Annotated in this window: 17 protein-coding genes, 1 tRNA gene and 3 pseudogenes; 11 read left to right on the forward strand and 10 right to left on the reverse strand. The window is 53.8% G+C overall.

The features are described from left to right. Positions 1-530: 530 nt before the first annotated feature. On the forward strand, positions 531-938 hold the full coding sequence (gene hns / locus O1V66_RS09440; protein ID WP_045046650.1) for a histone-like nucleoid-structuring protein H-NS: 408 nt from the start codon (positions 531-533) through the stop codon (positions 936-938). A gap of 216 nt (positions 939-1154) precedes the next feature. Here hns and O1V66_RS09445 read toward each other — a convergent pair whose 3' ends face one another. The 4 genes and pseudogenes from O1V66_RS09445 to rssA all read right to left on the reverse strand — a co-directional run bounded on the left by O1V66_RS09445 (position 1155) and on the right by rssA (position 5767). Beyond that, positions 1155-2162 (reverse strand): NAD-dependent epimerase, encoded by a 1008-nt coding sequence (locus tag O1V66_RS09445; protein ID WP_045046649.1) that lies wholly within the window; start codon positions 2160-2162, stop codon positions 1155-1157. Positions 2163-2171: 9 nt separating this feature from the next. Further along, a pseudogene (locus O1V66_RS09450) lies at positions 2172-3514 on the reverse strand (UDP-glucose dehydrogenase family protein). A 230-nt stretch (positions 3515-3744) separates the two neighbouring features. Continuing rightward, positions 3745-4758 (reverse strand): two-component system response regulator RssB, encoded by a 1014-nt coding sequence (gene rssB, locus O1V66_RS09455; protein WP_045046647.1) that lies wholly within the window; start codon positions 4756-4758, stop codon positions 3745-3747. Between the two features lie 97 nt (positions 4759-4855). Continuing rightward, entirely contained in the window at positions 4856-5767 is a 912-nt protein-coding gene (rssA, locus tag O1V66_RS09460; RefSeq protein WP_045046646.1) for a patatin-like phospholipase RssA, read from the reverse strand. A 153-nt stretch (positions 5768-5920) separates the two neighbouring features. Between rssA and O1V66_RS09465 the strand changes: the two genes are divergently transcribed. The 3 genes from O1V66_RS09465 to O1V66_RS09475 all read left to right on the forward strand — a co-directional run bounded on the left by O1V66_RS09465 (position 5921) and on the right by O1V66_RS09475 (position 7631). Continuing rightward, positions 5921-6382: a YchJ family protein gene (locus O1V66_RS09465; RefSeq protein WP_045046645.1), complete on the forward strand. Its 462-nt coding sequence runs from the start codon at positions 5921-5923 to the stop codon at positions 6380-6382. A gap of 114 nt (positions 6383-6496) precedes the next feature. After that, a complete protein-coding gene (gene purU / locus O1V66_RS09470; RefSeq protein ID WP_045046644.1) occupies positions 6497-7345 on the forward strand; it encodes a formyltetrahydrofolate deformylase in 849 nt (282 codons plus the stop codon). Between the two features lie 201 nt (positions 7346-7546). Further along, positions 7547-7631 (forward strand) — tRNA-Tyr (locus O1V66_RS09475). Between the two features lie 196 nt (positions 7632-7827). Here O1V66_RS09475 and O1V66_RS09480 read toward each other — a convergent pair. The 6 genes from O1V66_RS09480 to pspA all read right to left on the reverse strand — a co-directional run bounded on the left by O1V66_RS09480 (position 7828) and on the right by pspA (position 12033). Beyond that, on the reverse strand, positions 7828-8889 hold the full coding sequence (locus O1V66_RS09480) for a YcjF family protein (protein ID WP_045046643.1): 1062 nt from the start codon (positions 8887-8889) through the stop codon (positions 7828-7830). Beyond that, complete coding sequence (locus tag O1V66_RS09485; protein ID WP_045046642.1) at positions 8886-10283, reverse strand: YcjX family GTP-binding protein; 1398 nt, start codon at positions 10281-10283, stop codon at positions 8886-8888. Before O1V66_RS09485 ends, O1V66_RS09480 begins: the two co-directional genes overlap by 4 nt. Beyond that, complete coding sequence (locus O1V66_RS09490) at positions 10264-10464, reverse strand: phage shock protein PspD (RefSeq protein ID WP_045046641.1); 201 nt, start codon at positions 10462-10464, stop codon at positions 10264-10266. Before O1V66_RS09490 ends, O1V66_RS09485 begins: the two co-directional genes overlap by 20 nt. 226 nt (positions 10465-10690) lie before the next feature. Beyond that, positions 10691-11050, reverse strand: a complete 360-nt coding sequence (gene pspC / locus O1V66_RS09495) for an envelope stress response membrane protein PspC (RefSeq protein ID WP_045046640.1) — start codon at positions 11048-11050, stop codon at positions 10691-10693. Next, a complete protein-coding gene (pspB, locus tag O1V66_RS09500) occupies positions 11050-11277 on the reverse strand; it encodes an envelope stress response membrane protein PspB (protein ID WP_045046639.1) in 228 nt (75 codons plus the stop codon). Before pspB ends, pspC begins: the two co-directional genes overlap by 1 nt. Positions 11278-11361: 84 nt before the next feature. Then, a complete protein-coding gene (pspA, locus tag O1V66_RS09505; RefSeq protein WP_045046638.1) occupies positions 11362-12033 on the reverse strand; it encodes a phage shock protein PspA in 672 nt (223 codons plus the stop codon). 219 nt (positions 12034-12252) lie between these two features. On the opposite strand from pspA, the gene pspF reads away from it, so the two are divergent. From pspF to O1V66_RS09540, 7 genes and pseudogenes are all read left to right on the forward strand, one after another. Further along, positions 12253-13275, forward strand: a complete 1023-nt coding sequence (pspF, locus tag O1V66_RS09510; protein WP_045046637.1) for a phage shock protein operon transcriptional activator — start codon at positions 12253-12255, stop codon at positions 13273-13275. A 328-nt stretch (positions 13276-13603) separates the two neighbouring features. Next, positions 13604-15277 (forward strand): ABC transporter substrate-binding protein SapA, encoded by a 1674-nt coding sequence (gene sapA / locus O1V66_RS09515; RefSeq protein WP_414058458.1) that lies wholly within the window; start codon positions 13604-13606, stop codon positions 15275-15277. Further along, positions 15274-16240, forward strand: a pseudogene (gene sapB / locus O1V66_RS09520) (putrescine export ABC transporter permease SapB). The gene sapA and the pseudogene sapB overlap by 4 nt, the downstream one beginning before the upstream one ends. Then, on the forward strand, positions 16227-17117 hold the full coding sequence (gene sapC, locus O1V66_RS09525) for a putrescine export ABC transporter permease SapC (protein WP_045046634.1): 891 nt from the start codon (positions 16227-16229) through the stop codon (positions 17115-17117). The pseudogene sapB and the gene sapC overlap by 14 nt, the downstream one beginning before the upstream one ends. Continuing rightward, positions 17117-18109 (forward strand): putrescine export ABC transporter ATP-binding protein SapD, encoded by a 993-nt coding sequence (sapD, locus tag O1V66_RS09530; protein WP_045046633.1) that lies wholly within the window; start codon positions 17117-17119, stop codon positions 18107-18109. Before sapC ends, sapD begins: the two co-directional genes overlap by 1 nt. After that, positions 18109-18922: pseudogene (sapF, locus tag O1V66_RS09535) on the forward strand (putrescine export ABC transporter ATP-binding protein SapF). Before sapD ends, sapF begins: the two are co-directional and overlap by 1 nt. Before the next feature lie 129 nt (positions 18923-19051). Further along, entirely contained in the window at positions 19052-20230 is a 1179-nt protein-coding gene (locus O1V66_RS09540) for a CMD domain-containing protein (protein ID WP_045046631.1), read from the forward strand. Positions 20231-20604: the final 374 nt, after the last annotated feature.

Below are 20604 nucleotides of genomic sequence, written 5' to 3' on the forward strand. Positions count from 1 at the left end.
CCGCGCAGCAATAATGATGCAGGAAAATTACAGATACTTACAATGGTTATTGTGAATACTGTTCATCCTAATTAGAACATTGTCTCCGGCCGCGCGCGACACTGTGCCCGTAACTGACCGAATAAAACAATTATTAAACAAATAGCTATTAAGTGTATTTATAAAGCGTCTGACTCTTTTTCACACGTAAAGTCAAAAGGTGTGGCACGTATCGCTAAATTGGCAGAGGGTAATCGGGTACAGCGGTTCGTCAGTTATACGTTAAGCCTATTGATATTTGTAACGGCTCGGCACGCGTTATAAAAGCCAGGTTTAAAAACCTGTGACACTCCGCACTAAAGGCTAATGAATTTGCCTTACTGCGCCTTACTTAATTGACATTTTAACCGACTTATATTTCCGGACGGTGAAATAATATTGCTTATAAATGGTAAATTCCCGTCAACATAACAAATTGGCTATTGCAGAATACAGTAGAGCATTCTATTATTACTCAAACGCCCCCCACCTATTAAATTGAGACTTGTATAATGAGCGAAGCATTAAAAATTCTGAACAACATCCGTACGCTGCGCGCCCAGGCTCGCGAATGTACTCTGGAAACTCTTGAAGAAATGCTAGAGAAATTAGAAGTTGTAGTTAATGAGCGCCGTGATGAAGATAATCAGGCCGCTGCGGAAAATGAAGAACGCACTCGTAAACTGCAACAATACCGCGAAATGCTGATTGCAGACGGTATCGATCCTAATGAACTGCTGCAGACTATGGCTGCAACTAAAGCAACGGGTAAAGCAAAACGCGCTGCTCGTCCTGCTAAATATAAATATATCGACGAGAACGGCGAAAGCAAAACCTGGACAGGCCAGGGCCGTACTCCTGCGGTAATCAAAAAAGCTATCGAAGACGAAGGCAAACAGCTGGACGATTTCCTGCTGTAAGTTTTCCGGCTGTACGACAGTCTCAAAATAATGCTCTCAAACCACCGCCTAGTCGGTGGTTTTTTTATTGCGGGTTCGTTGGCCGTGCAATATTTAATCACCTTATTACGTCGTTTTTTTAGTTAGCCGACTTATAGAAAAAGAAATTGCAGACATAAAAAAGGCCGCTTACGCAGCCTTTCCGTTATCGCTTTACATCATGCCCGTTCCATTGCCTTAAACCTGATAAAAATCCTTATACCAGTCGACAAAGTGTTTAACCCCTTCCTGCACGGCGGTCTGTGGTTTAAAGCCGGTAGCCTCGAAGAGCGGCGTGCTGTCGGAGCTTGTCTCATGGACATCGCCTGGCTGCATCGGCATCAGGTTCTTCTTCGCCTCAATGCCCAGCGCACGCTCAAGCGCCTCGATGTAGCTCATGAGTTTCACGGGGTGACTGTTGCCAATATTGTAGACAACGTACGGGGCTGCGCTCTTTGCGCCCTCGCCGCTCTCGACGGTCCACGTTGGCTGGGCCTCGGGAATAATATCCTGCAGGCGCATAATGGATTCGGCGACATCGTCGATATAGGTAAAATCGCGGCGCATTTCCCCGTGGTTATAAACGTCAATCGTCTGATCGGCAATAATAGCCTTGGTGAATTTAAACAACGCCATATCAGGACGACCCCACGGGCCGTATACGGTAAAGAAGCGCATTCCGGTTGTCGGCAAGCCATACAAATGAGAATAAGTATGGGCCATCAACTCATTGGCTTTTTTGGTCGCCGCATAAAGCGATATAGGATGGTCAACACTGTCTTCGGTAGAAAACGGCTGTTTGCGATTCATGCCATATACGGAACTTGAAGACGCATAAAGGAGATGCTTGACCTTATTATGGCGGCATCCTTCCAGCACATTGGCAAAACCGACTAAATTGGCATCGACATACGCCAGAGGATTATCGATTGAATAGCGAACACCGGCCTGTGCAGCCAAATGAATTACGCGATCAAACTGGCCTTCGGCAAATAGTGTCGCCATGCCCGGACGATCCGCGAGATCCATTTTGATAAACGAAAAGCCCGATTTATTTTCGAGCTGATTCAACCGCGCCAATTTCAAATTGACGTCATAGTAATCGTTCAGATTATCCAGACCGGTAACCTGGTGTCCTTCCGCCAGCAAGCGCAATGAAACGTAATAACCGATGAAACCCGCTGCACCTGTTACTAAATAATTCATTATCTCTCCTTACAATACCGGATTCACGGAAGCACCGCGGCCAATCCCGTAATAGGTAATGCCTCTTTTCTCGAGACGCTCGGGATCATACAAATTACGCCCGTCGAAAATAACCGGATTCTTGAGTGAATTTTTAATCAAATCAAAATCGGGCGCGCGGAAGTTTTGCCATTCCGTGCAAATAATCAACGCATCGGCACCCTGTAATGCCGCTTCCTTGGTGCCCATTAGCTCCAAATCGCTGCGATGACCATAAATGCGCTGAGTTTCATTCATGGCTTCGGGGTCATAGGCTTTAATTGACGCCCCTGCCGCCCAGAGTTGTTCCATTAACACTCGGCTTGATGCTTCGCGCATGTCATCGGTATTGGGCTTGAAAGATAATCCCCACAGCGCAAAGGTTTTGCCGGAGAGATCGGCGCCGTAATGTTTTTCGACAAAACTTGAAAGCTTGTATTTCTGTTTGGCATTCACTTTTTCAACGGCCTGCAACAGACTTGGCTGATAGCCAATCTGTTCGGCGGTGCGAATCAGCGCCTGCACGTCTTTCGGGAAACAGGAACCGCCGTATCCACAGCCTGGATAAATAAAGTGATAACCAATGCGCGAATCCGAACCAATTCCCTGACGCACTTTTTCAATATCTGCGCCGAGCATTTCCGCCAGATTGGACATTTCATTCATAAAGCTGATTTTGGTCGCCAGCATGCAGTTCGCGGCATATTTGGTCAGCTCGGCGCTGCGAATATCCATGATAATCATACGATCATGGTTGCGGTTGAACGGCTCGTACAGTTCGCGGATAGGATCGATAGACTGCGGATTATCGGTGCCGATAACAATACGTTCAGGTCGCATGCAGTCTGCTACCGCAGCGCCTTCCTTCAGGAATTCGGGATTGGAGATAACGTCGAATTCCAGGCTGACGCCGCGCTGCTGCAAGGTCGCGTTCATTACGTCGCGCACCTTGTCTGCCGTACCGACCGGGACGGTTGATTTATCGATAACGATTTTCGGCGAAGTCATGTACTGCGCGATAGTGCGGGCTACGGCGGTGACGTATTTCAGATCGGCCGAGCCGTCTTCATCAGGTGGCGTGCCGACGGCAATGAACTGGACCTGGGCGTGGGCCACCCTTCTTCGGCGTCGATACTGAATTTCAGACGTCCAGATTCGTAGTTTTGCTTAACCAGCGGAGCGAGTCCCGGCTCGAAAATCGGTATTTGCCCTTTCTTGAGGTTTTCGACCTTCTGGGCATCGACGTCGATACACAATACGTCATGTCCCACTTCTGCCAGAACGGCTGCCTGAACCAGACCCACATAACCAATTCCAAAGACGGTTACTTTCATTGGCATTACTCCACTATTCGATACGCATAATTCTTACGCAGATGTCGCGATACCCGACACTTCTGGACGGGCACGGCAATTATTGGGCGGCAGTATAACAGCTTAGGCGGGGTTGGCGACGCAGAACATGCGCTGCTTCAGGTAATACGGCAGGCAGTATAGGTAATATTGAAAAAACAAAAACCGAGTCTTCACCCGGCTTGGAAAAGGCGATATCAACGCGACCGGCATTACTCGGCGGAGAGCATGAGTCGTAGACGCCCGCCTGCACCCCAGACCTGACACTGCCAGGCTTCGCAGCGCTGACTGACCTGATTGGAGTAAGACGAGCCGAGCGTGCCCAGCGGCACCCCGTTACTCAGTTGAATCTGATTGTTGCCTGTATTGATATTGGCATGCAGCCCGGCCGAAACCAGAATCAGATTTTTCTGTTCGGAATTGTAATATCCCATCAGCAGCGGGAACTGCCCTTGCAGGTGTGCCTGTTTAAACAGGTGACTCACCTCTTTCAGCAAGGCAGACATTTGCGGCAGACGCTGACTCTGATTACTCAGATGTTCGCGCAGCAGCCCATTGAATATCGCGCGCAGCAACAGCGCGGCCAGCACGCCGTTTTCATTGGCGCGAGTGACATCCAGGCAGTAAAAGCCGATGTCTTTTGAAGACAATGCGGCGATGTCGAGCACCAGTCCGGCGCTTTGTGCCATCGTCAGCTGACGATAGTTGATACGGCAGTGAGCCAGAGTTTGCTGTACCGGCGGTTGCAGTTCCTGCAACAGTCGGGCGGCCTCATGAGGATTACGGCAAAGGGCTTCCCAGTCCTGGATAAGATCGTTCTTTTCCATGGCCTGCGAAGAAAACAGTTTGGGGTAAAGGCTGCTCAGCAGCGCCTCTCTCAATCGGTTGAGGTCGTTAACCGGTTTGAGGAGAACATCTTCCACGCCCAGACGCAGCATTGTGGCTACATCAGTCATTTTGTCAGTGGCCGAAATAACCAGTACAGGGATCTTGTTACCCTGCAAACGGAGATTTTCAACGAATTCGATGCCGCCCATTTCGGGCATGGCAAGATCGCAGAGAATCAAATCCGGTGGCACATCTTCAACCAGCGACAAAGCCTCCAGGCCGTTTTGAGCCTCAGTAAAGGTCGCACCCAGCGAACTCACATAGCCTGCCAGTACCGATCTGAAAACGGCTTCGTCTTCGACGATCAGAATGTGCTTGCTTGTAAGTGGCTTGTCCATCAGGGTCTCCCAGAATTTCTTACTCCTAATAGTGGCCTATAACGCGCACTTTTGCGCGTTTGAATTATCATATAACGCGCGTTTCTCGCTAAGCCGTTCAGAAATGATTGCTTTTAATCAATGGTAAAAGGAGATCGGTCTGTTTTTCAACCGCTAATCGTCCTGCCTCGATGGCTTCATCCGCGCGGTGGAAATCCAGCGTAGAAATCTGCGGGCAATAAGGTTGCAATATCACGTCGGGCGGATCGCCAGCCATGCGATAGCGTTTGAGACGGTTTTCGAGCACCTGAATCGAGGTCGACATGATTTCCATGGCGGTCGGTGTATGGTGGCTCTGGCGCAGGGGAGGACGCGCCAGCTTTTGACGTATCTTGTCACGCCAGTTCAATTCGATAGGGTCGCCGATATCATCCGGCGTCGCCTGCACGGAAAGCATCTCCTGCTGCATCAAGTGCGCATCGTGTTGCAGGTCGACGGCGATCACGATGTCGGCCCCCATCGCACGGGTCAGAGAGACCGGCACCGGATTCACCACCGCGCCGTCCACAAGCCAATAGCCGTTGAACCACACCGGTGCCAGCAGTCCGGGCATGCTGCATGAAGCGCGAACCGCCTGATGCAGGTCGCCCTTGGTCAGCCAGAGTTCGCGGCCGGTGCTTAGATTGGTGGCCACCGCGCCAAACTTGCGGTTGCACTGCTCGAAATCGTCGATGCGCAGGAGTTGCGACACGGCATTGAAGACGCGCTCACCCCGCAGCAATCCGCCGCGACGCCACGAGAAATCCATCAGCCGCAACACGTCCCAGTAGCTGAATGACCGTACCCACCCTTCCATCGCGGGCAGGCGACCGCTGACATAGGCCGCACCCACCAGCGATCCGACCGAACATCCTGCAACAATATCGACTTCGATGCCCATTTCATGCAGCGCGTTGATAACCCCAATATGCGCCCAACCCTTTGCCGCGCCGGAGCCTAACGCCAGACCAATTTTCAGCTGTCGTGCCATTATTCTTCCTATCTCTGTCGTTTAATCGACTATTTACGACCAAAGAGCGCTTTGCCGCCGTTTGCGCGTTGTCACCCGGTGACATTGTTAGGTAACATAACGCCCCTTTGCATTCAATAGCGCACGCCAGGCGATGCCGTTACCGGAGTTAATGTGACCACTTTATGTCCTTGCGGCAGCGAGTCCGAATTTGAACAATGCTGCCAACCGGCAATCCGCGGTGAACGCCCTGCGGCGACGCCCGAAGCCTTGATGCGATCGCGTTACAGCGCCTATGTCACCCAGGATGCCGATTACCTTATTGCCAGCTGGCATCCGGATTGCCGTGTGCCTGAACTGCGCGCCGCGCTCGAAGAAGGTTTTGCCGTTACCGAGTGGCTGGGGCTGCAAATTGTCGCGACCAAAGCGGGTAAAAATGCCGACGAAGGTTATGTCGAGTTTATCGCACGGTATCAGGAAAACGGGCAGGATAGCATCGTCACCCTGCATGAACGTTCGCGTTTTTTGAGAATTGCCAAACACTGGTATTATATTGACGGCGTCAAACCTCAGCTTGGCCGAAACGATCCTTGCTTCTGCGGTTCCGGCAAAAAATATAAGAAGTGCTGCGGCTGATAACGCGGCATAATGCGCCATAAATAGACCAACATAAAATTAACTTACCTCCGCTTATTCCGCGTGGCCCCTGCGCCGCCCGAAAGAGGTGGAGGCGACAGGATGTAGACCTAAATGTCACAACACAACGTTCAAACCAAAGTTCTGCGCACCATTTGTCCGGATGAGAAAGGCCTGATCGCCAAGATCACCAATATTTGTTACAAGCATGAGTTGAACATCGTGCAAAACAACGAATATGTGGATCACCGTACCGGCCGCTTTTTCATGCGTACCGAGCTTGAAGGGATTTTCAACGACAACACGCTGCTTGCCGACCTTGATAGCGCGCTGCCAAAAGGCTCCATTCGCGAGCTGCAGAGCACCGATCGCCGCCGCATTGTTATTTTAGTGACCAAAGAGGCGCATTGCCTTGGCGATCTGCTGATGAAATCGGCTTACGGCGGTCTGGATGTCGAAATTGCGGCGGTCATTGGCAACCACGATACGCTGCAAACGCTGGTTGAGCGTTTCGATATTCCTTTCCATCTGGTCAGCCATGAAGGCCTGACGCGCGAGCAGCATGACAGCGCCATGATGGAACAGATTGACCAGTATCAGCCTGACTATGTGGTGCTCGCGAAATACATGCGCGTGCTAACGCCGGGCTTCGTGCAGCATTATCCGAATCAGGTTATCAATATTCACCACTCGTTCCTGCCGGCCTTTATCGGCGCGCGCCCGTATCATCAGGCGTACGAACGTGGAGTGAAAATCATCGGCGCTACCGCGCACTATGTGAATGACAATCTGGATGAAGGCCCGATCATCATGCAGGACGTGATTCACGTCGACCACACTTATACCGCAGACGATATGATGCGCGCGGGTCGCGACGTCGAAAAGAATGTGCTGAGCCGCGCCATCTATAAAGTGCTGCAACAGCGCGTGTTTGTTTACGGCAACCGCACGGTTATTCTGTAGGCAATGGCGGGTGTTTCTGTTCAGGAAAACACCCGCAAGTCTAAAAAATCGGCATTCAAACTCCATTATCGATTTCAAGACTTTACAGCGGCGTTTCATTTGATATGATGCGCCCCGCTTACCGCGACAAGCCACGCGGAAAGAGAGAAAGGAAAAGTCATTTTCCTCTCTGCAAGAAAAAGAGAAATCCACGAATTTCGTGGTGGGGTTCCCGAGCGGCCAAAGGGAGCAGACTGTAAATCTGCCGTCATCGACTTCGAAGGTTCGAATCCTTCCCCCACCACCATCTCGCATTAGCCTGTCTTGACGTTCTCCTGCTTTACTCCAGCATTTTCAACGCAACGAAATAAGCTTCAGCCCGAACATCCTGTCTGACACCACCAATGTATTCTTTCGTTATTTAAAACCCATCGGCTTCCCAGACGCGTTTGTTCTCGTCCGATGCCAACCTCCCTGTCGGCACCGAAATATAAGGCTTGAGACTAGGCTTTCGGCTTGGCACTTTTGCTCATTGTCGCCTTGAGCTTGCCCACCAGTTCGCTGCGAAAATCCCCAAGACGCGGTTTGTCGCCTTCGAGCCACGGCAAAGGACGGCATAGCTCCATCGTTTTAATGCCCAGTCGCGCGGTCAGCAGACCCGCACCAATCCCCTGCGCCGCGCGGGCGGAGAGTCTGGCCGCCAAATCCTGCGAAACCCAGTCCATCCCGACCTCGCGAACCAGTTCGGTCGCGCCGGCGAACGCCATATTCAACAGCACCAGACGAAACAGCCGGATACGGCTGTAATACCCCAGTTCGATACCGTAAAGATTGGCGATACGATTAACCAGACGCAGGTTGCGCCAGGCGATAAAGCTCATGTCGACCAGCGCCAGCGGGCTGACGGCTATCATCAGCGCAGATTCAGCCGCAGACTGGCTTATTTCGCGCCTTGCCTGCCCGTCGAGCACGGGCTGAACCAGTCGTGCATAGAGTTCGACCACTTCGCGATCGCTGTGCGTTTCATGCAGAGAAGCCTGCCAGCGCTGCAAGGCCGGATGACTTTGATCGAGTCCGGCCTGACGCGCCAGCTTCTCGCAAAAGGCGCGTCCTTGCCCGAGCGCATGGCTGTGCAGTAAATCGGTGGCGGTATCACGTTCCTCCGCGCGCTGGCGCAGGCGATACAAACGACGCCATTCAGACAGCACAGAGCCGATACCGGCCGCCACAATCAGCCCGCCTGCGGTACAGGCTCCCAGTGCGATATAGTCCTGCTGAACCCATGCCTGATGGATCCACTGCACGCCCTGCCCGACCACACTGACGGCAAACACGGCGGCGCCAAGGCGGACCATCTTGCTCCACAGGCTTCGGCGCGGTTTGAGCGCGCGCGTCACTACCGCTTCGGCCTGCCCGTCTTCGGGCAATAACGGGTCGGATTCGGGGACGGCAAGAAAGTGTTCGCCCTGCTCCCCTTCAAAGCTCTGCGCAGCACGCAACACCGGCTCTTCGGGCGCTTTGATATCCTGTTCAAAATTGATTTTTGGCTTGAGTGGCGCGTTCATCGCATTTTATCTCCCAATAAAAACTCCATTACGGCATCCATGCGGATATGCGGCATCGGCTGGTCGATATTCATCTGACGAGGACGGAAGGCATCGAAATGGAAACCCTGCTGCTCCCAGAACGCATTGCCCGGCAAACGCGCGGGCACTTCGCCCGGAAACACGGTCAGTGCCTGTCCGTCGTCGAGACGCTGGCCCTTGACCGCCCGAATCGACTGTCCTTGATATTCCACCAGCCCGCTTTCAGTCGCCTGCACGGAGGCCAATCCGGCACAGTCCATGCTTATTCCTTCAAAGGCGGCATTCTGCCAGGCTTCCTGCACCAGTTGCTGAAGTAAAGACACCAGATTCGCGTGCTGATCGCCAGTGATATGGTCAGCTTTGGTGGCGGCAAACATCAATTTGTCGATACAGGGCGCAAACAGGCGGCGGAACAAGGTACGTTTGCCGTAATGAAAACTTTGCATCAGCTGTGTCAGTGCGAGGCGCATATCGTTGAACGCCTGCGGGCCGCTATTTAGCGGTTGTAGACAATCGACCAGCACAATTTGGCGATCGAAACGGATAAAGTGCTCTTTGTAGAAGCCTTTAACGATCTGAGCGCAGTAGTAGTCAAAGCGCTGGCGCAGCATGCCGAGATTACTGTGTTTATCGGCCTGCGCCAGTTGGGTGTCGGTATAACGATGTAACTCGGGCCACGGGAAAAACTGCAACGCAGGCGCGCCCGCGAGATCGCCCGGCAACACGAAACGGCCCGGCTGGATAAAATGCAGCCCTTCGTCTTTGCAGCGGACAAGGTAATCGGTATAGGCCTGCGCGATCGCGGCCAGCTGATTCTCGTCGGCGGGCGCAAGCGGATCACATTGCTGGCAGAGCGTCAGCCAGGGCGCCGCCCATTCGGCGCGCTTGCCCGACAGAAGACTGGCCATCTGCCGTGACCAACTCAGATAGTCTTGTTCCAGCATGGGTAAATCGAGCAGCCATTCCCCCGGATAATCGACGATTTCGAGGTACAGCGTAGAGGTGTCTTTGAAGTGGCGTAGCAGGGAATCATTGGAGCGGTAACGCAGCGCCAGTCGTATTTCGCTGACGCCCCGCGTCGGCGTGGGCCACGCGGGGGGCGTGCCGTAAAGCTGGGCGATACCTTCATCATAGGTAAAGCGCGATACGCCGAGGTCGCGCTGGGGCACCCGCTTGATGCCCAGCAAACGCTCTTCGCGCACGGCGGAAAACAGCGGCAATCGTGCACCGCTGTGAACATGAAGAAGCTGATTGACTAAAGAGGTAATAAAAGCCGTCTTACCGCTGCGGCTTAAGCCGGTGACTGCAAGACGTAAATGACGGTCCAACCCGCGGTTGACCAGTGAACCAAACTCATTTTGTAATCTTTTCATCGCTCTCCCTGGCATGACGCCCCAACAGGGCGGTTAACAACCTTCTGATTAAAGGCTCAAGCACAATCGCCAGAATATAGCGAAGCGGACCACGACCCAATACGCCAAGCAGTCTGGCTGCGACGCCCGCCGGTGCAAAGGTCAGCACCAGTGTAATAATCAATTTAAAAACTTTCTTCATCAAGCTACTTTTTGCCGGAGTTGACGCGGCTGAATGAGGTGCAGACGACGTGGTTACGGCTGGTGTATAGCGCATAAATATTGCCTCCCGAGTCCAGCGCCCAACTTATCCGATGATAAGCCATGACACGACTGAAATAGGTGAAGCGCCCGCAGGCGCTTTCACAATGCGTCCGGAAAACGCAAAATGTTTCCGGACAGATAACTACAGTATAACAAATGCCGGATCAGAGCTCCCGAAAGCGGCTGCGGACCCCGAAGGTTTCGGAGGTCACGTACCGCTCCACCTCGCGAAGCCGTTGCTCGCCGGCCGCAAGTTGGCGATCGGCTTCAACCAGCAACTCATGGGCGGAGGCAGGCTGTTCATCGTCGAAACTTTGGGCCGGTACGGGTTCCAGCAGCCAGGCCAGCAAAAAATAGGCCACGACGGTAAACATGAACAGACCAAAGAACATCGACAACACGACAATCAGTCTCAGCAACTTGACCGGCACGCCCAGATAATGCGACAGCCCGGCACAAACGCCTTTCAACATGCCTTCTTCGGGCACGCGATACAGTTTTCTTTCCGCAAGCGTGGTTGACATTATGATTGCCTCCAACCCGGGTGCTCGGCATCGAGGATTTCTTCCAGCGCCTGAATACGTTCGCGCATGCGACGCGCCTCGCCGGTTAGCTGCTGTAAATTCTGATACTCGTTCTGACTGAGCTGACTGCCGTTCTGCGAACGGCTGCTGTAATGCAGCCACAGCCAGATAGGGGCGACAAACAGCACAAATATGGTCAGTGGAATGGCTAAAAACAGAACACTCATCTCTACTCCTTTAGGATAACCATGCTTAAAAATCGCCTGAAACGCGCCCCGCTTTCGGGGCGGCGAATGACTTCAGGAAGATTATCAGGCGTCCTTGCCGACCTGCATCTTGGCGCGCAGGGCTGCGATTTGGGCACTGATTTCATCATCGGCCTTCAGTTCGGCAAACTGCTGGTCGAGCGTTTTCTTTTTGCCGATGCTGTAAGATTCCGACTCGGCTTCCATGGTGTCGATACGGCGCTCGAAATGCTCGAAACGCGCCATTGCTTCATCAATCTTGCCGCTGTCGAGCTGACGACGCACATCGCGAGAGGAAGAAGCGGCCTGATGACGTAAAGTCAGCGCCTGCTGGCGGGCACGGGTTTCAGTCAGTTTGCTTTCAAGCTCGCCGATTTCGGACTTCATGCGGTCCAGCGTTTCTTCAACGGTAGCGACTTCATTTTTCAGCGTAGTCACCAATTCAACCAGTTTCTGTTTTTCGATTAACGCCGCGCGAGCCAGATCGTCTTTATCTTTGCGCAGCGCCAGTTCGGCTTTTTCCTGCCATTCGTTCTGCTGGGCTTCGCCCTGTTCGATACGGCGTTTCAGCTGTTTCTTTTCGGCAAGTGCACGCGCCGAGGTGGAACGCACTTCAACCAGCGTGTCTTCCATTTCCTGAATCATCAAACGCACCAGCTTCTGGGGGTCTTCGGCTTTATCCAGCAGATTATTGATGTTGGCGTTTACGATATCGGCAAAACGAGAAAAAATACCCATAGTGAAGCTTCCTCTTTGACTTGTTTATGACCCATAAGGTCAATGTGAATTAAATCGACAGACGGCTAACTGCCTGTCTTTGCTGATATAGGTATTACAAAACGCGTGCCAACTTTTAAAAAAGAGTATCTCGCTGAATAAAAACACTTTTTTAATTTGGACTTCTGCTAGGCTTTAAAAAGCACTGATAATTTTAACCAAGGGTTGGTAAATTTCACCATGACAAACACTATCGACAATTTGCTCGGCGAAGCCAATTCATTTATTGACGTTCTGGAACAGGTCTCGCAACTTGCCCGCTTGAACAAACCGGTGCTCGTGACGGGCGAACGCGGAACCGGTAAAGAGCTGATTGCCCACCGTCTTCATTATCTTTCCGGGCGTTGGCAAGGCCCTTTCATCTCGTTGAACTGCGCGGCGCTTAACGAAAGCCTGCTGGATTCCGAACTCTTCGGCCATGAAGCGGGGGCGTTTACCGGCGCGCAAAAACGGCATCTGGGACGATTCGAACGCGCCGACGGCGGCACGCTATTTCTTGACGAGTTGGCGACCGCGCCCATGCTGGTGCAGGAAAAACTGCTGCGTGTCATTGAATATGGTCATCTCGAGCGCGTCGGTGGCAGCCAGCCGTTGCAGGTCGATGTCCGTCTGGTGTGCGCCACCAATGACGATTTGCCCGCCCTCGCCGCCGCAGGCAAGTTTCGCGCCGACCTGCTGGACAGGCTGGCCTTTGATGTGGTTCAACTGCCGCCGCTGCGCGAACGCCAGCAGGACATCATGTTACTGGCCGAACATTTTGCCATTCAGATGTGCCGCGAGCTGTCCCTGCCGCTGTTTCCGGGCTTTACGGAAGAGGCGCAGGACACACTGCTGGACTACCGCTGGCCGGGCAATGTTCGCGAGCTGAAAAATGTGGTTGAACGCTCCATGTACCGTCACGGCACCAGCGAGACGCCGCTCGATAATATCGTCCTCAATCCCTTTAGCCGCCATGCACCGCCCGAAGCCCAAACCGCGACGCCGCAAACGGGCGCTGGTCTGCCGACCTTGCCGATAGACAGCAGGGCCTTTCTGAATGAGGTTGAAAAATCGCTGATTGAGCAGGCGTTGAAGCAGGCGAAATTTAACCAGCGACGCGCCGCCGACCTGTTGAGTCTGACGTATCACCAGCTGCGGGGAATGTTGAAGAAGCACGGCATGCAGGTCAATGCGCCTGACAGTGAAGAGAAAACGGCCAAATAGCAGACAAAAAAAGCCAGCACCCGAGCTGGCTAAATAATACTGGAAGCAATGTGAGCAATGTCGTACCGACTGTTTAGCGTCCCGGGCGGGGCGTTATGCAGTCGGTAAAAAGATGATAATAGTTATCAGTACCATCTGTAAAGCACTTTGTTGAGAATTTTTCTCATTACCATACTAAGTTTGCGGCTACTGTTTAACGCAATGGATTGGGGTGTCTGACAGAGTGCGGTACACTTAGCAGATCGCTTACTTACATTTGAAGCCCTTATGCGTTGTATAACCCCCTGGATGCTGATACTGGCCGGTCTTGCCTCGGTATGTTTCTGCCGTGACCACTTTTGCGGCGGCTCCTTCCGCTGCCGATACCGTCAACGAAAAAACGCATTCATCCGCAAGGCCCACGCCGCCTGCCGATATCCGCAACAGCGGATTCGTCTATTGCGTCAATGGAATGGTCAACACTTTCAATCCCCAGAAAGCCAGCAGCGGACTGATTATCGACACCCTCGCGGCACAGCTTTACGACCGTTTGCTGGATGTCGACCCTTATACCTATCGTCTTATTCCCGAATTGGCGCAAAGCTGGGAAGTGCTGGACAACGGCGCGACCTACCGCTTTCATCTGCGCAAAGATGTGCCGTTTCAAACCACCTCGTGGTTCAAGCCGACCCGCAATATGAATGCCGACGACGTCGTGTTCAGCAACGAACGTGTCATTGATGAAAATAATCCCTATCACGGCGTCAATGGCTCGGATTATCCGTATTTCGACAGTCTACAGTTCGCCAATACGGTAAAAAGCGTTAAAAAACTCGATGACTATACGGTTGAATTCAAGCTGAATAATCCTGATGCCTCGTTCCTGTGGCATCTGGCGACCCACTATGCGCCGGTGCTGTCGGCGGAATACGCGGCCAACCTGAAAAAACGCGGCATCGAAGAACAGATAGACCGCTTGCCGGTCGGCACCGGTCCGTTCCAGCTGGCCGATTTCCGTGCCGGACAATATGTGCGCCTTGCGCGCAATGGCAAATACTGGAAAGGCATTCCGCGCATGCAGCAGGTCGTTATCGATATGGGTGTGGGCGGTACCGGACGCCTGTCGAAACTGCTGACCGGCGAATGTGACGTGCTGGCCTATCCGGCGGCGAGTCAGCTGTCGATTCTTCGCGACGATCAGCGCCTGCGCCTGACGTTGCGTCCGGGCATGAACGTCGCCTATCTGGCGTTCAATACCAATAAACCGCCGCTGAACGATCCCCGCGTGCGCGAAGCCGTGGCGCTTGCCATCAACAATCAGCGCCTGATGCAATCCATTTATTACGGCACGGCCGAAACTGCCGCGTCTGTGCTGCCACGCGCCTCGTGGGCGTATGACAGCGGCGCGAAAGTCACCGAGTACAATCCCGAGAAGGCGCGGCAGATTCTGGCAAGCCTCGGCAAAAAAGATCTCGTGCTGCATCTCTGGGTGCCGATAGTTTCGCAGTCCTATAACCCGAGTCCGCTGAAAACCGCCGAACTCATTCAGGCCGATCTGGCGCAGGTCGGCATTAAAGTGCTGATAAGACCGGTCGAGGGGCGTTTCCAGGAAGCACGTTTAATGGAAATGAATCACGACCTGACCCTTTCCGGCTGGTCGACCGACAGCAACGATCCCGACAGCTTTTTCCGCCCTGTGCTGAGCTGCGCGGCAATTCGGTCACAGACCAACTATGCTCACTGGTGTAACCCGCAGTTTGATGCCCTGCTGCATCAGGCGCTGCTCTCACAGCAGCTGTCCCAGCGTATCGACTACTATCAGCAGGCGCAGGATATTCTCGAAAAAGAGTTGCCGGTACTGCCGCTCGCCTCTTCGCTGAGATTGCAGGCCTACCGCTTTGACATCAAGGGGTTGGTGCTAAGTCCGTTTGGCAACTCGTCGTTTGCCGGGGTGTTCCGTGATGCCACGGGCAACAGTAGCGATGTCAGTATTTCGCGGTCAGCGGAGGAGAAAACGCCGTGATTATCTTTATTTTACGTCGGCTGCTGCTGCTTATCATCACGCTGTTTCTGCTCAGTCTGGTGTCGTTCAGCCTGAGCTATTTTACCCCGCACGCGCCATTGCAGGGCGCGTCGCTATGGGACGCCTACCGCTTCTTCTTTACCGGCCTGCTGCAATTTGATTTCGGCGTATCGAGCATCAACGGCGAGGCCATCAACGGGCAACTGCTGAGTGTGTTCCCGGCTACGATGGAGCTGTGTATTCTGGCGTTTATCTTTGCGCTGCTGGTCGGCATTCCGCTTGGCATTACCGCCGGGGTGATGCGTGGAAAGTGGCCGGATGTCGCTATCAGCACCCTCGCCCTGCTCGGCTTTTCGATTCCTGTTTTCTGGCTGGCTTTGCTGCTGATGCTGTTTTTCTCGCTGCAACTTGGCTGGCTGCCGGTTTCCGGGCGTATCGACCTGCTCTATCAGCTCAAACCGGTCACGGGTTTCGAATTGATCGACGCGTGGCTGTCGAACCTCGCCGTATCGCCACGAAATGCTGGTTAGCGCGGTAAAACATATGATTCTGCCGATTGCGGCGCTGGCCGTTGCGCCCACCACGGAAGTCATCCGCCTGATGCGGATTTCAACCGACGAGATCCTCGGTAAGAATTACATCAAGGCGGCGGCCACGCGTGGCCTTTCCCGCTTTGCGGTCATTCGCCGTCACGTGCTGCACAACGCGCTGCCGCCGATTATTCCGCAGCTTGGCCTGCAATTTTCTACCATGCTGACGCTCGCGATGATAACCGAGATGGTCTTCAACTGGCCGGGGCTGGGCCGCTGGATGATAAACGCCATCCGCCAGCAGGACTACGCCGCAATTTCGGCGGGCGTCATGGTCGCAGGATCGCTGGTCATCGTCGTCAACGTGCTTTCCGATATTCTGGGCGCCATTTTGAATCCACTGAAACATAAGGAGTGGTATGCCTTCAGATAACGTGTATCGCGAGAAACAGGTTGCCAGTCCGCTGCGCTACACCTGGCGTATTTTCTATCGCGACAGCCTGTCGATGATCGGTTTTTATGGCGTCGTCGCCCTCATCCTGCTGTGTCTGTTTGGCGGGCTGCTGGCCCCTTACCAGCTGGATCAACAGTTTCTCGGCTATCAACTGCTGCCGCCTTCCTGGTCACATTATGGCGATGTGTCATTCTTTCTGGGGACCGACGATTTAGGCCGCGACCTGCTAAGCCGTATTCTCAGCGGCGCCGCGCCGACTATCGGCGGTGCCATTCTGGTGACGCTGGCGGCGGCATTCTGCGCGGTCATCATCGGCGTGCTGGCGGGCAGTACGCGCGGTCTGCGCTCGGCGGTGCTGAATCACGTGTTCGATACCCTGCTGTCCATTCCTTCTTTATTACTGGCGATTGTGGTGGTGGCCTTTATCGGCCCGAAACTCGAGCACGCCTATCTGGCGGTGTGGATGGCGCTGCTGCCTCGCGTGGCGCGAACGCTGTATGTCGCGGTCCACGATGAAATGGAGAAAGAGTATGTGGTCGCGGTACGTCTTGACGGCGCGACCACTTTCCAGATCCTGCGTTATGCGGTGCTGCCGAATATTGTGGCGGTGCTGGTGACCGAATTTACCCGCGCGCTGTCGATGGCCATCATGGACATCTCCGCGCTGGGCTTTCTTGATCTCGGCGCGCAGTTGCCTTCGCCCGAATGGGGCGCCATGCTCGGCGATTCGCTTGAGCTGGTGTATGTCGCGCCGTGGACGGTCATGCTCCCCGGTGCCTGCATACTGGTCAGCGTGCTGCTGATTAACCTGCTGGGCGACGGCGTACGCCGCGCGATTATTGCGGGGGTGAAATAATGCCATTACTGGATATTCGCAACCTGACCATTGAATTCATGACCTCCGAAGGGCCGGTGAAAGCCGTCGATCGCGTGAGTCTTTCGCTGACTGCCGGTGAAGTGCGCGGCCTGGTCGGGGAATCCGGATCCGGCAAGAGCCTGATAGCCAAAGCCATTTGCGGTGTTACCAAAGACAACTGGCGCGTCACCGCAGACCGGATGCGTTTTGACGGCATCGACTTGCTGCACCTTAGCCCGCGCGAGCGGCGCAAATTAATAGGTCACAACATTTCGATGATCTTCCAGGAGCCGCAATCCTGTCTGGATCCTTCGGAAAACATCGGTAAACAGCTTACCCAGGCCATTCCGGGTTGGACCTACAAAGGCCTGTGGTATCAGCGTTTCCGCTGGCGCAGGAAACGCGCCATCGAACTGTTGCACCGCGTGGGTATCAAGGATCACAAAGATATCATGGCAAGCTTCCCGTATGAGTTGACGGAGGGTGAATGCCAGAAGGTGATGATTGCCATTGCGCTGGCGAATCAGCCACGGCTGTTGATTGCCGATGAGCCGACCAACGCGATGGAGCCGACCACGCAGGCACAGATTTTCCGCCTGCTGGCACGTCTGAACCAGAACAACGGCACCACGATTTTGCTGATAAGTCATGACTTGCAGATGATGAGCAAATGGGCCAATCGGGTTAACGTGCTGTACTGCGGACAAACGGTGGAGAGCGCGGGGGTTGAAGAACTGCTGGCGACGCCGCACCACCCCTATACTCAGGCATTGATTCGCGCAATGCCCGACTTTGGCCGTTCGCTGCCGCATAAAAGCCGTTTGAATACGCTGCCCGGCGCCATTCCTTCACTGGAACACTTGCCCATTGGCTGCCGCCTCGGCCCGCGCTGCCCTTATGCGCAGAAAAAATGTATCGAAACCCCGCGTCTGCTGCTGGCGAAGACGCATGCCTATGCCTGCCACTTTCCGCTGAATATGGAGGAAAAATAATGGCCGAGACGCTGCTTGAAGTCAGAAATCTGTGCAAAACCTTTCGTTATCGCACGGGTCTGTTTCGCAAAATGAATTTGCAGGCGGTGAAGCCGGTGAATTTCACGCTGCGCGCCAAACAGACGCTGGCGATTATTGGGGAGAACTGGCTCCGGGAAATCGACGTTGGCCAAAATGCTGGCGGGCATGATTGAACCGACCGACGGCGAGATTCTGGTTGACGATCAGGTGCTGAAGTTCGGCGATTATCGTCAGCGCAGTCAGACGGTGCGCATGATTTTTCAGGATCCGACGACGTCACTGAATCCGCGTCAGCGGATTGGCGCGATACTCGAAGCCCCGCTGCGCCTGACCAGCAATATGGAGGCGCACGAACGCGAAATCCGCCTCAACCAGACGCTGCGTCAGGTGGGATTGCTGCCCGACCATGCCAATTATTATCCGCATATGCTGGCGTCGGGTCAGGTTCAGCGCGTGGCGCTGGCACGGGCGCTGATTCTGCAACCCAAAGTGATTGTTGCCGACGAGGCGCTGGCATCGCTGGATATGTCGATGCGCTCGCAGATAATCAACATGATGCTCGAATTGCAGGAGAAACAGGGCATCTCCTACATCTATGTGACCCAGCATCTCGGCATGATGAAACACATCAGCGATCAGGTACTGGTGATGCACAATGGCGAAGTGGTCGAGCGCGGGTGTACGGCAGAAGTGTTGGCGGCGCCCTTTCATGATCTGACCAAAAGACTGGTGGCAAGCCACTTTGGCGAGGCGCTGACCGCCGATGCCTGGCGGCGGGATGCGCGGGCGTAGCACGTTCGCCCGGGCGTTTTAAATTTCGCTATTCCTTTTAGCTATGATTTATCACTTAACAGTATTTTATAGGGTGTGAACGATAAGCAAGGATAGAGTCTGAAAATGCCCTACGCAAAGGACTCAATCATGGAACAACAGCGCCGGGCCGCACTGGATGGTTGGTATCACGAAACCCAGACCAGTCCACTGCGGCACACCCCTCTGGATCCCTGTCAAACGCCCTCTTCCGACAGTTTTCTTCTGGGTCTTGAACAGAAAATAGAACCCTCGCTGCGCCGCACGCTGACACAACGCAACGGTCTGCTGTTTGCGGGCCAAACCTGTTATAACAAGCTGTTTCCCAAACATGTGGCGCTGTCGCGCAGGCAAACGCTCTCGCTCTACGACCGGTTGAGCAGCGCACTCACCGTGGCGCAGGTCACCGGCATTCAACCGCTTTGCAGCCACTATGCGGCCCGTCTCGCCCCGCTCAACTGCCCCGACGCCTCGCGCGAAAGCAACATTCGTCAAACCCACCTTGCCCAGTATGCCCGCCTGCTGGCGACTCAGCCGACGCTGATTACCCCGGCGATGCTGGCGCAGTTGGGCGAAGTGGGGCTGGGTCCTCAGGATATCGTCCTGTTTTCGCAACTGATTGGCTTTGTCAGCTTTCAGGCGCGGGTGCTGGCCGTCGTCAATGCCCTTGCCGGACGCCCTGCGACCGTGTTGCCCGGTTTTCCACAACCAGAAGAGTGCGAACAAAAAGGTTTCTCGCTCGGACTGCGCAGCTGGCAGTCGCGCCTAGCGGAAGTCGAGGTCAGGAAGGCCACCAAAGAGCAACTGGATGCGCTGGATTCAAGCGCACCTGAGGCACGCGACTCGTCGTTTTATCGACTGCTGGCGCAGGACGCGCCAACGCTTGAAGCCCTGTCTGCGGTTTCGGGCCATATCATGCAGCAGCCGAATGATGAAAAATCGGCGCTCAAGGAGTGGGCCGCTGCCGCCACGTCACGCATTAACGGCTGTCTGTTCTGTGCCGGAATTCATGGCCGTTATTATTTGCAGGCGGGCGGAGAATCCACGCAAATCGATACGCTATTTGCCGAAGTAGCAGAGATGCACACGGCGTTGACGCAGCAGGATCCTTTGTTCAAGGCGGTTTGTGTCCTGACCCGGACGCCGGAAAAATTCGATGCTGCCGCCGTGCAACCTCTGCGGGATGCGGGTTATTCTCACACGCAGATCCTCGATATTCTGCTCAGCAGCGCGCTGTTTAACTGGCTTAACAGACTGATTCAGACTTTGGGAGAGTCTCGTTTAAACTAACCTGCTGTTTTAGCGTCCATCGCAGGGTAAATCACTTTGCGATGGGGCTTTTCAGCTTATCCCTTCTGCTATCTACCTGCGTATCTGGTACTTGGCTTAATTCCTATCTAAAATTTAGTGTTAAAAAGTGACGAATATCACATTACAATCGTCGCGTAAAAAATGCTTGCAAAACCTCGCGACACCCATTTTACGAAAAACTGCTTAAAACCCCTGTTATCGAAACTTCCTTCGGTTTATTCCGATAATAACGCGACATTTATCTTAATTTCGCCTGTTTTATAGCGCTTTCCCCCATGCCCGTATTGAGCAATTATCAAACAGAACAATCCTTCGACAATTTTATTAAACATAAACGTTAATGCTGGATAACA

The sequence above is a fragment of the Rouxiella chamberiensis genome (genome assembly GCF_026967475.1).
Taxonomy (GTDB): Bacteria; Pseudomonadota; Gammaproteobacteria; order Enterobacterales; family Enterobacteriaceae; genus Rouxiella; species Rouxiella chamberiensis.

Bases quoted from the DNA above. Each gene is read 5' to 3' on its own strand.
- pspF (WP_045046637.1), top strand. From the start codon at position 12,253: ATGACAAACACTATCGACAATTTGCTCGGCGAAGCCAATTCATTTATT.
- pspC (WP_045046640.1), bottom strand. From the start codon at position 11,050: ATGTCAACCACGCTTGCGGAAAGAAAACTGTATCGCGTGCCCGAAGAA.
- O1V66_RS09485 (WP_045046642.1), bottom strand. From the start codon at position 10,283: ATGAAAAGATTACAAAATGAGTTTGGTTCACTGGTCAACCGCGGGTTG.
- pspB (WP_045046639.1), bottom strand. From the start codon at position 11,277: ATGAGTGTTCTGTTTTTAGCCATTCCACTGACCATATTTGTGCTGTTT.
- pspA (WP_045046638.1), bottom strand. From the start codon at position 12,033: ATGGGTATTTTTTCTCGTTTTGCCGATATCGTAAACGCCAACATCAAT.
- purU (WP_045046644.1), top strand. From the start codon at position 6,497: ATGTCACAACACAACGTTCAAACCAAAGTTCTGCGCACCATTTGTCCG.
- hns (WP_045046650.1), top strand. From the start codon at position 531: ATGAGCGAAGCATTAAAAATTCTGAACAACATCCGTACGCTGCGCGCC.
- O1V66_RS09445 (WP_045046649.1), bottom strand. From the start codon at position 2,162: ATGAATTATTTAGTAACAGGTGCAGCGGGTTTCATCGGTTATTACGTT.
- rssA (WP_045046646.1), bottom strand. From the start codon at position 5,767: ATGGCACGACAGCTGAAAATTGGTCTGGCGTTAGGCTCCGGCGCGGCA.
- rssB (WP_045046647.1), bottom strand. From the start codon at position 4,758: ATGGACAAGCCACTTACAAGCAAGCACATTCTGATCGTCGAAGACGAA.
- sapC (WP_045046634.1), top strand. From the start codon at position 16,227: ATGCCTTCAGATAACGTGTATCGCGAGAAACAGGTTGCCAGTCCGCTG.
- sapD (WP_045046633.1), top strand. From the start codon at position 17,117: ATGCCATTACTGGATATTCGCAACCTGACCATTGAATTCATGACCTCC.
- O1V66_RS09490 (WP_045046641.1), bottom strand. From the start codon at position 10,464: ATGAAGAAAGTTTTTAAATTGATTATTACACTGGTGCTGACCTTTGCA.
- O1V66_RS09540 (WP_045046631.1), top strand. From the start codon at position 19,052: ATGGAACAACAGCGCCGGGCCGCACTGGATGGTTGGTATCACGAAACC.
- O1V66_RS09480 (WP_045046643.1), bottom strand. From the start codon at position 8,889: ATGAACGCGCCACTCAAGCCAAAAATCAATTTTGAACAGGATATCAAA.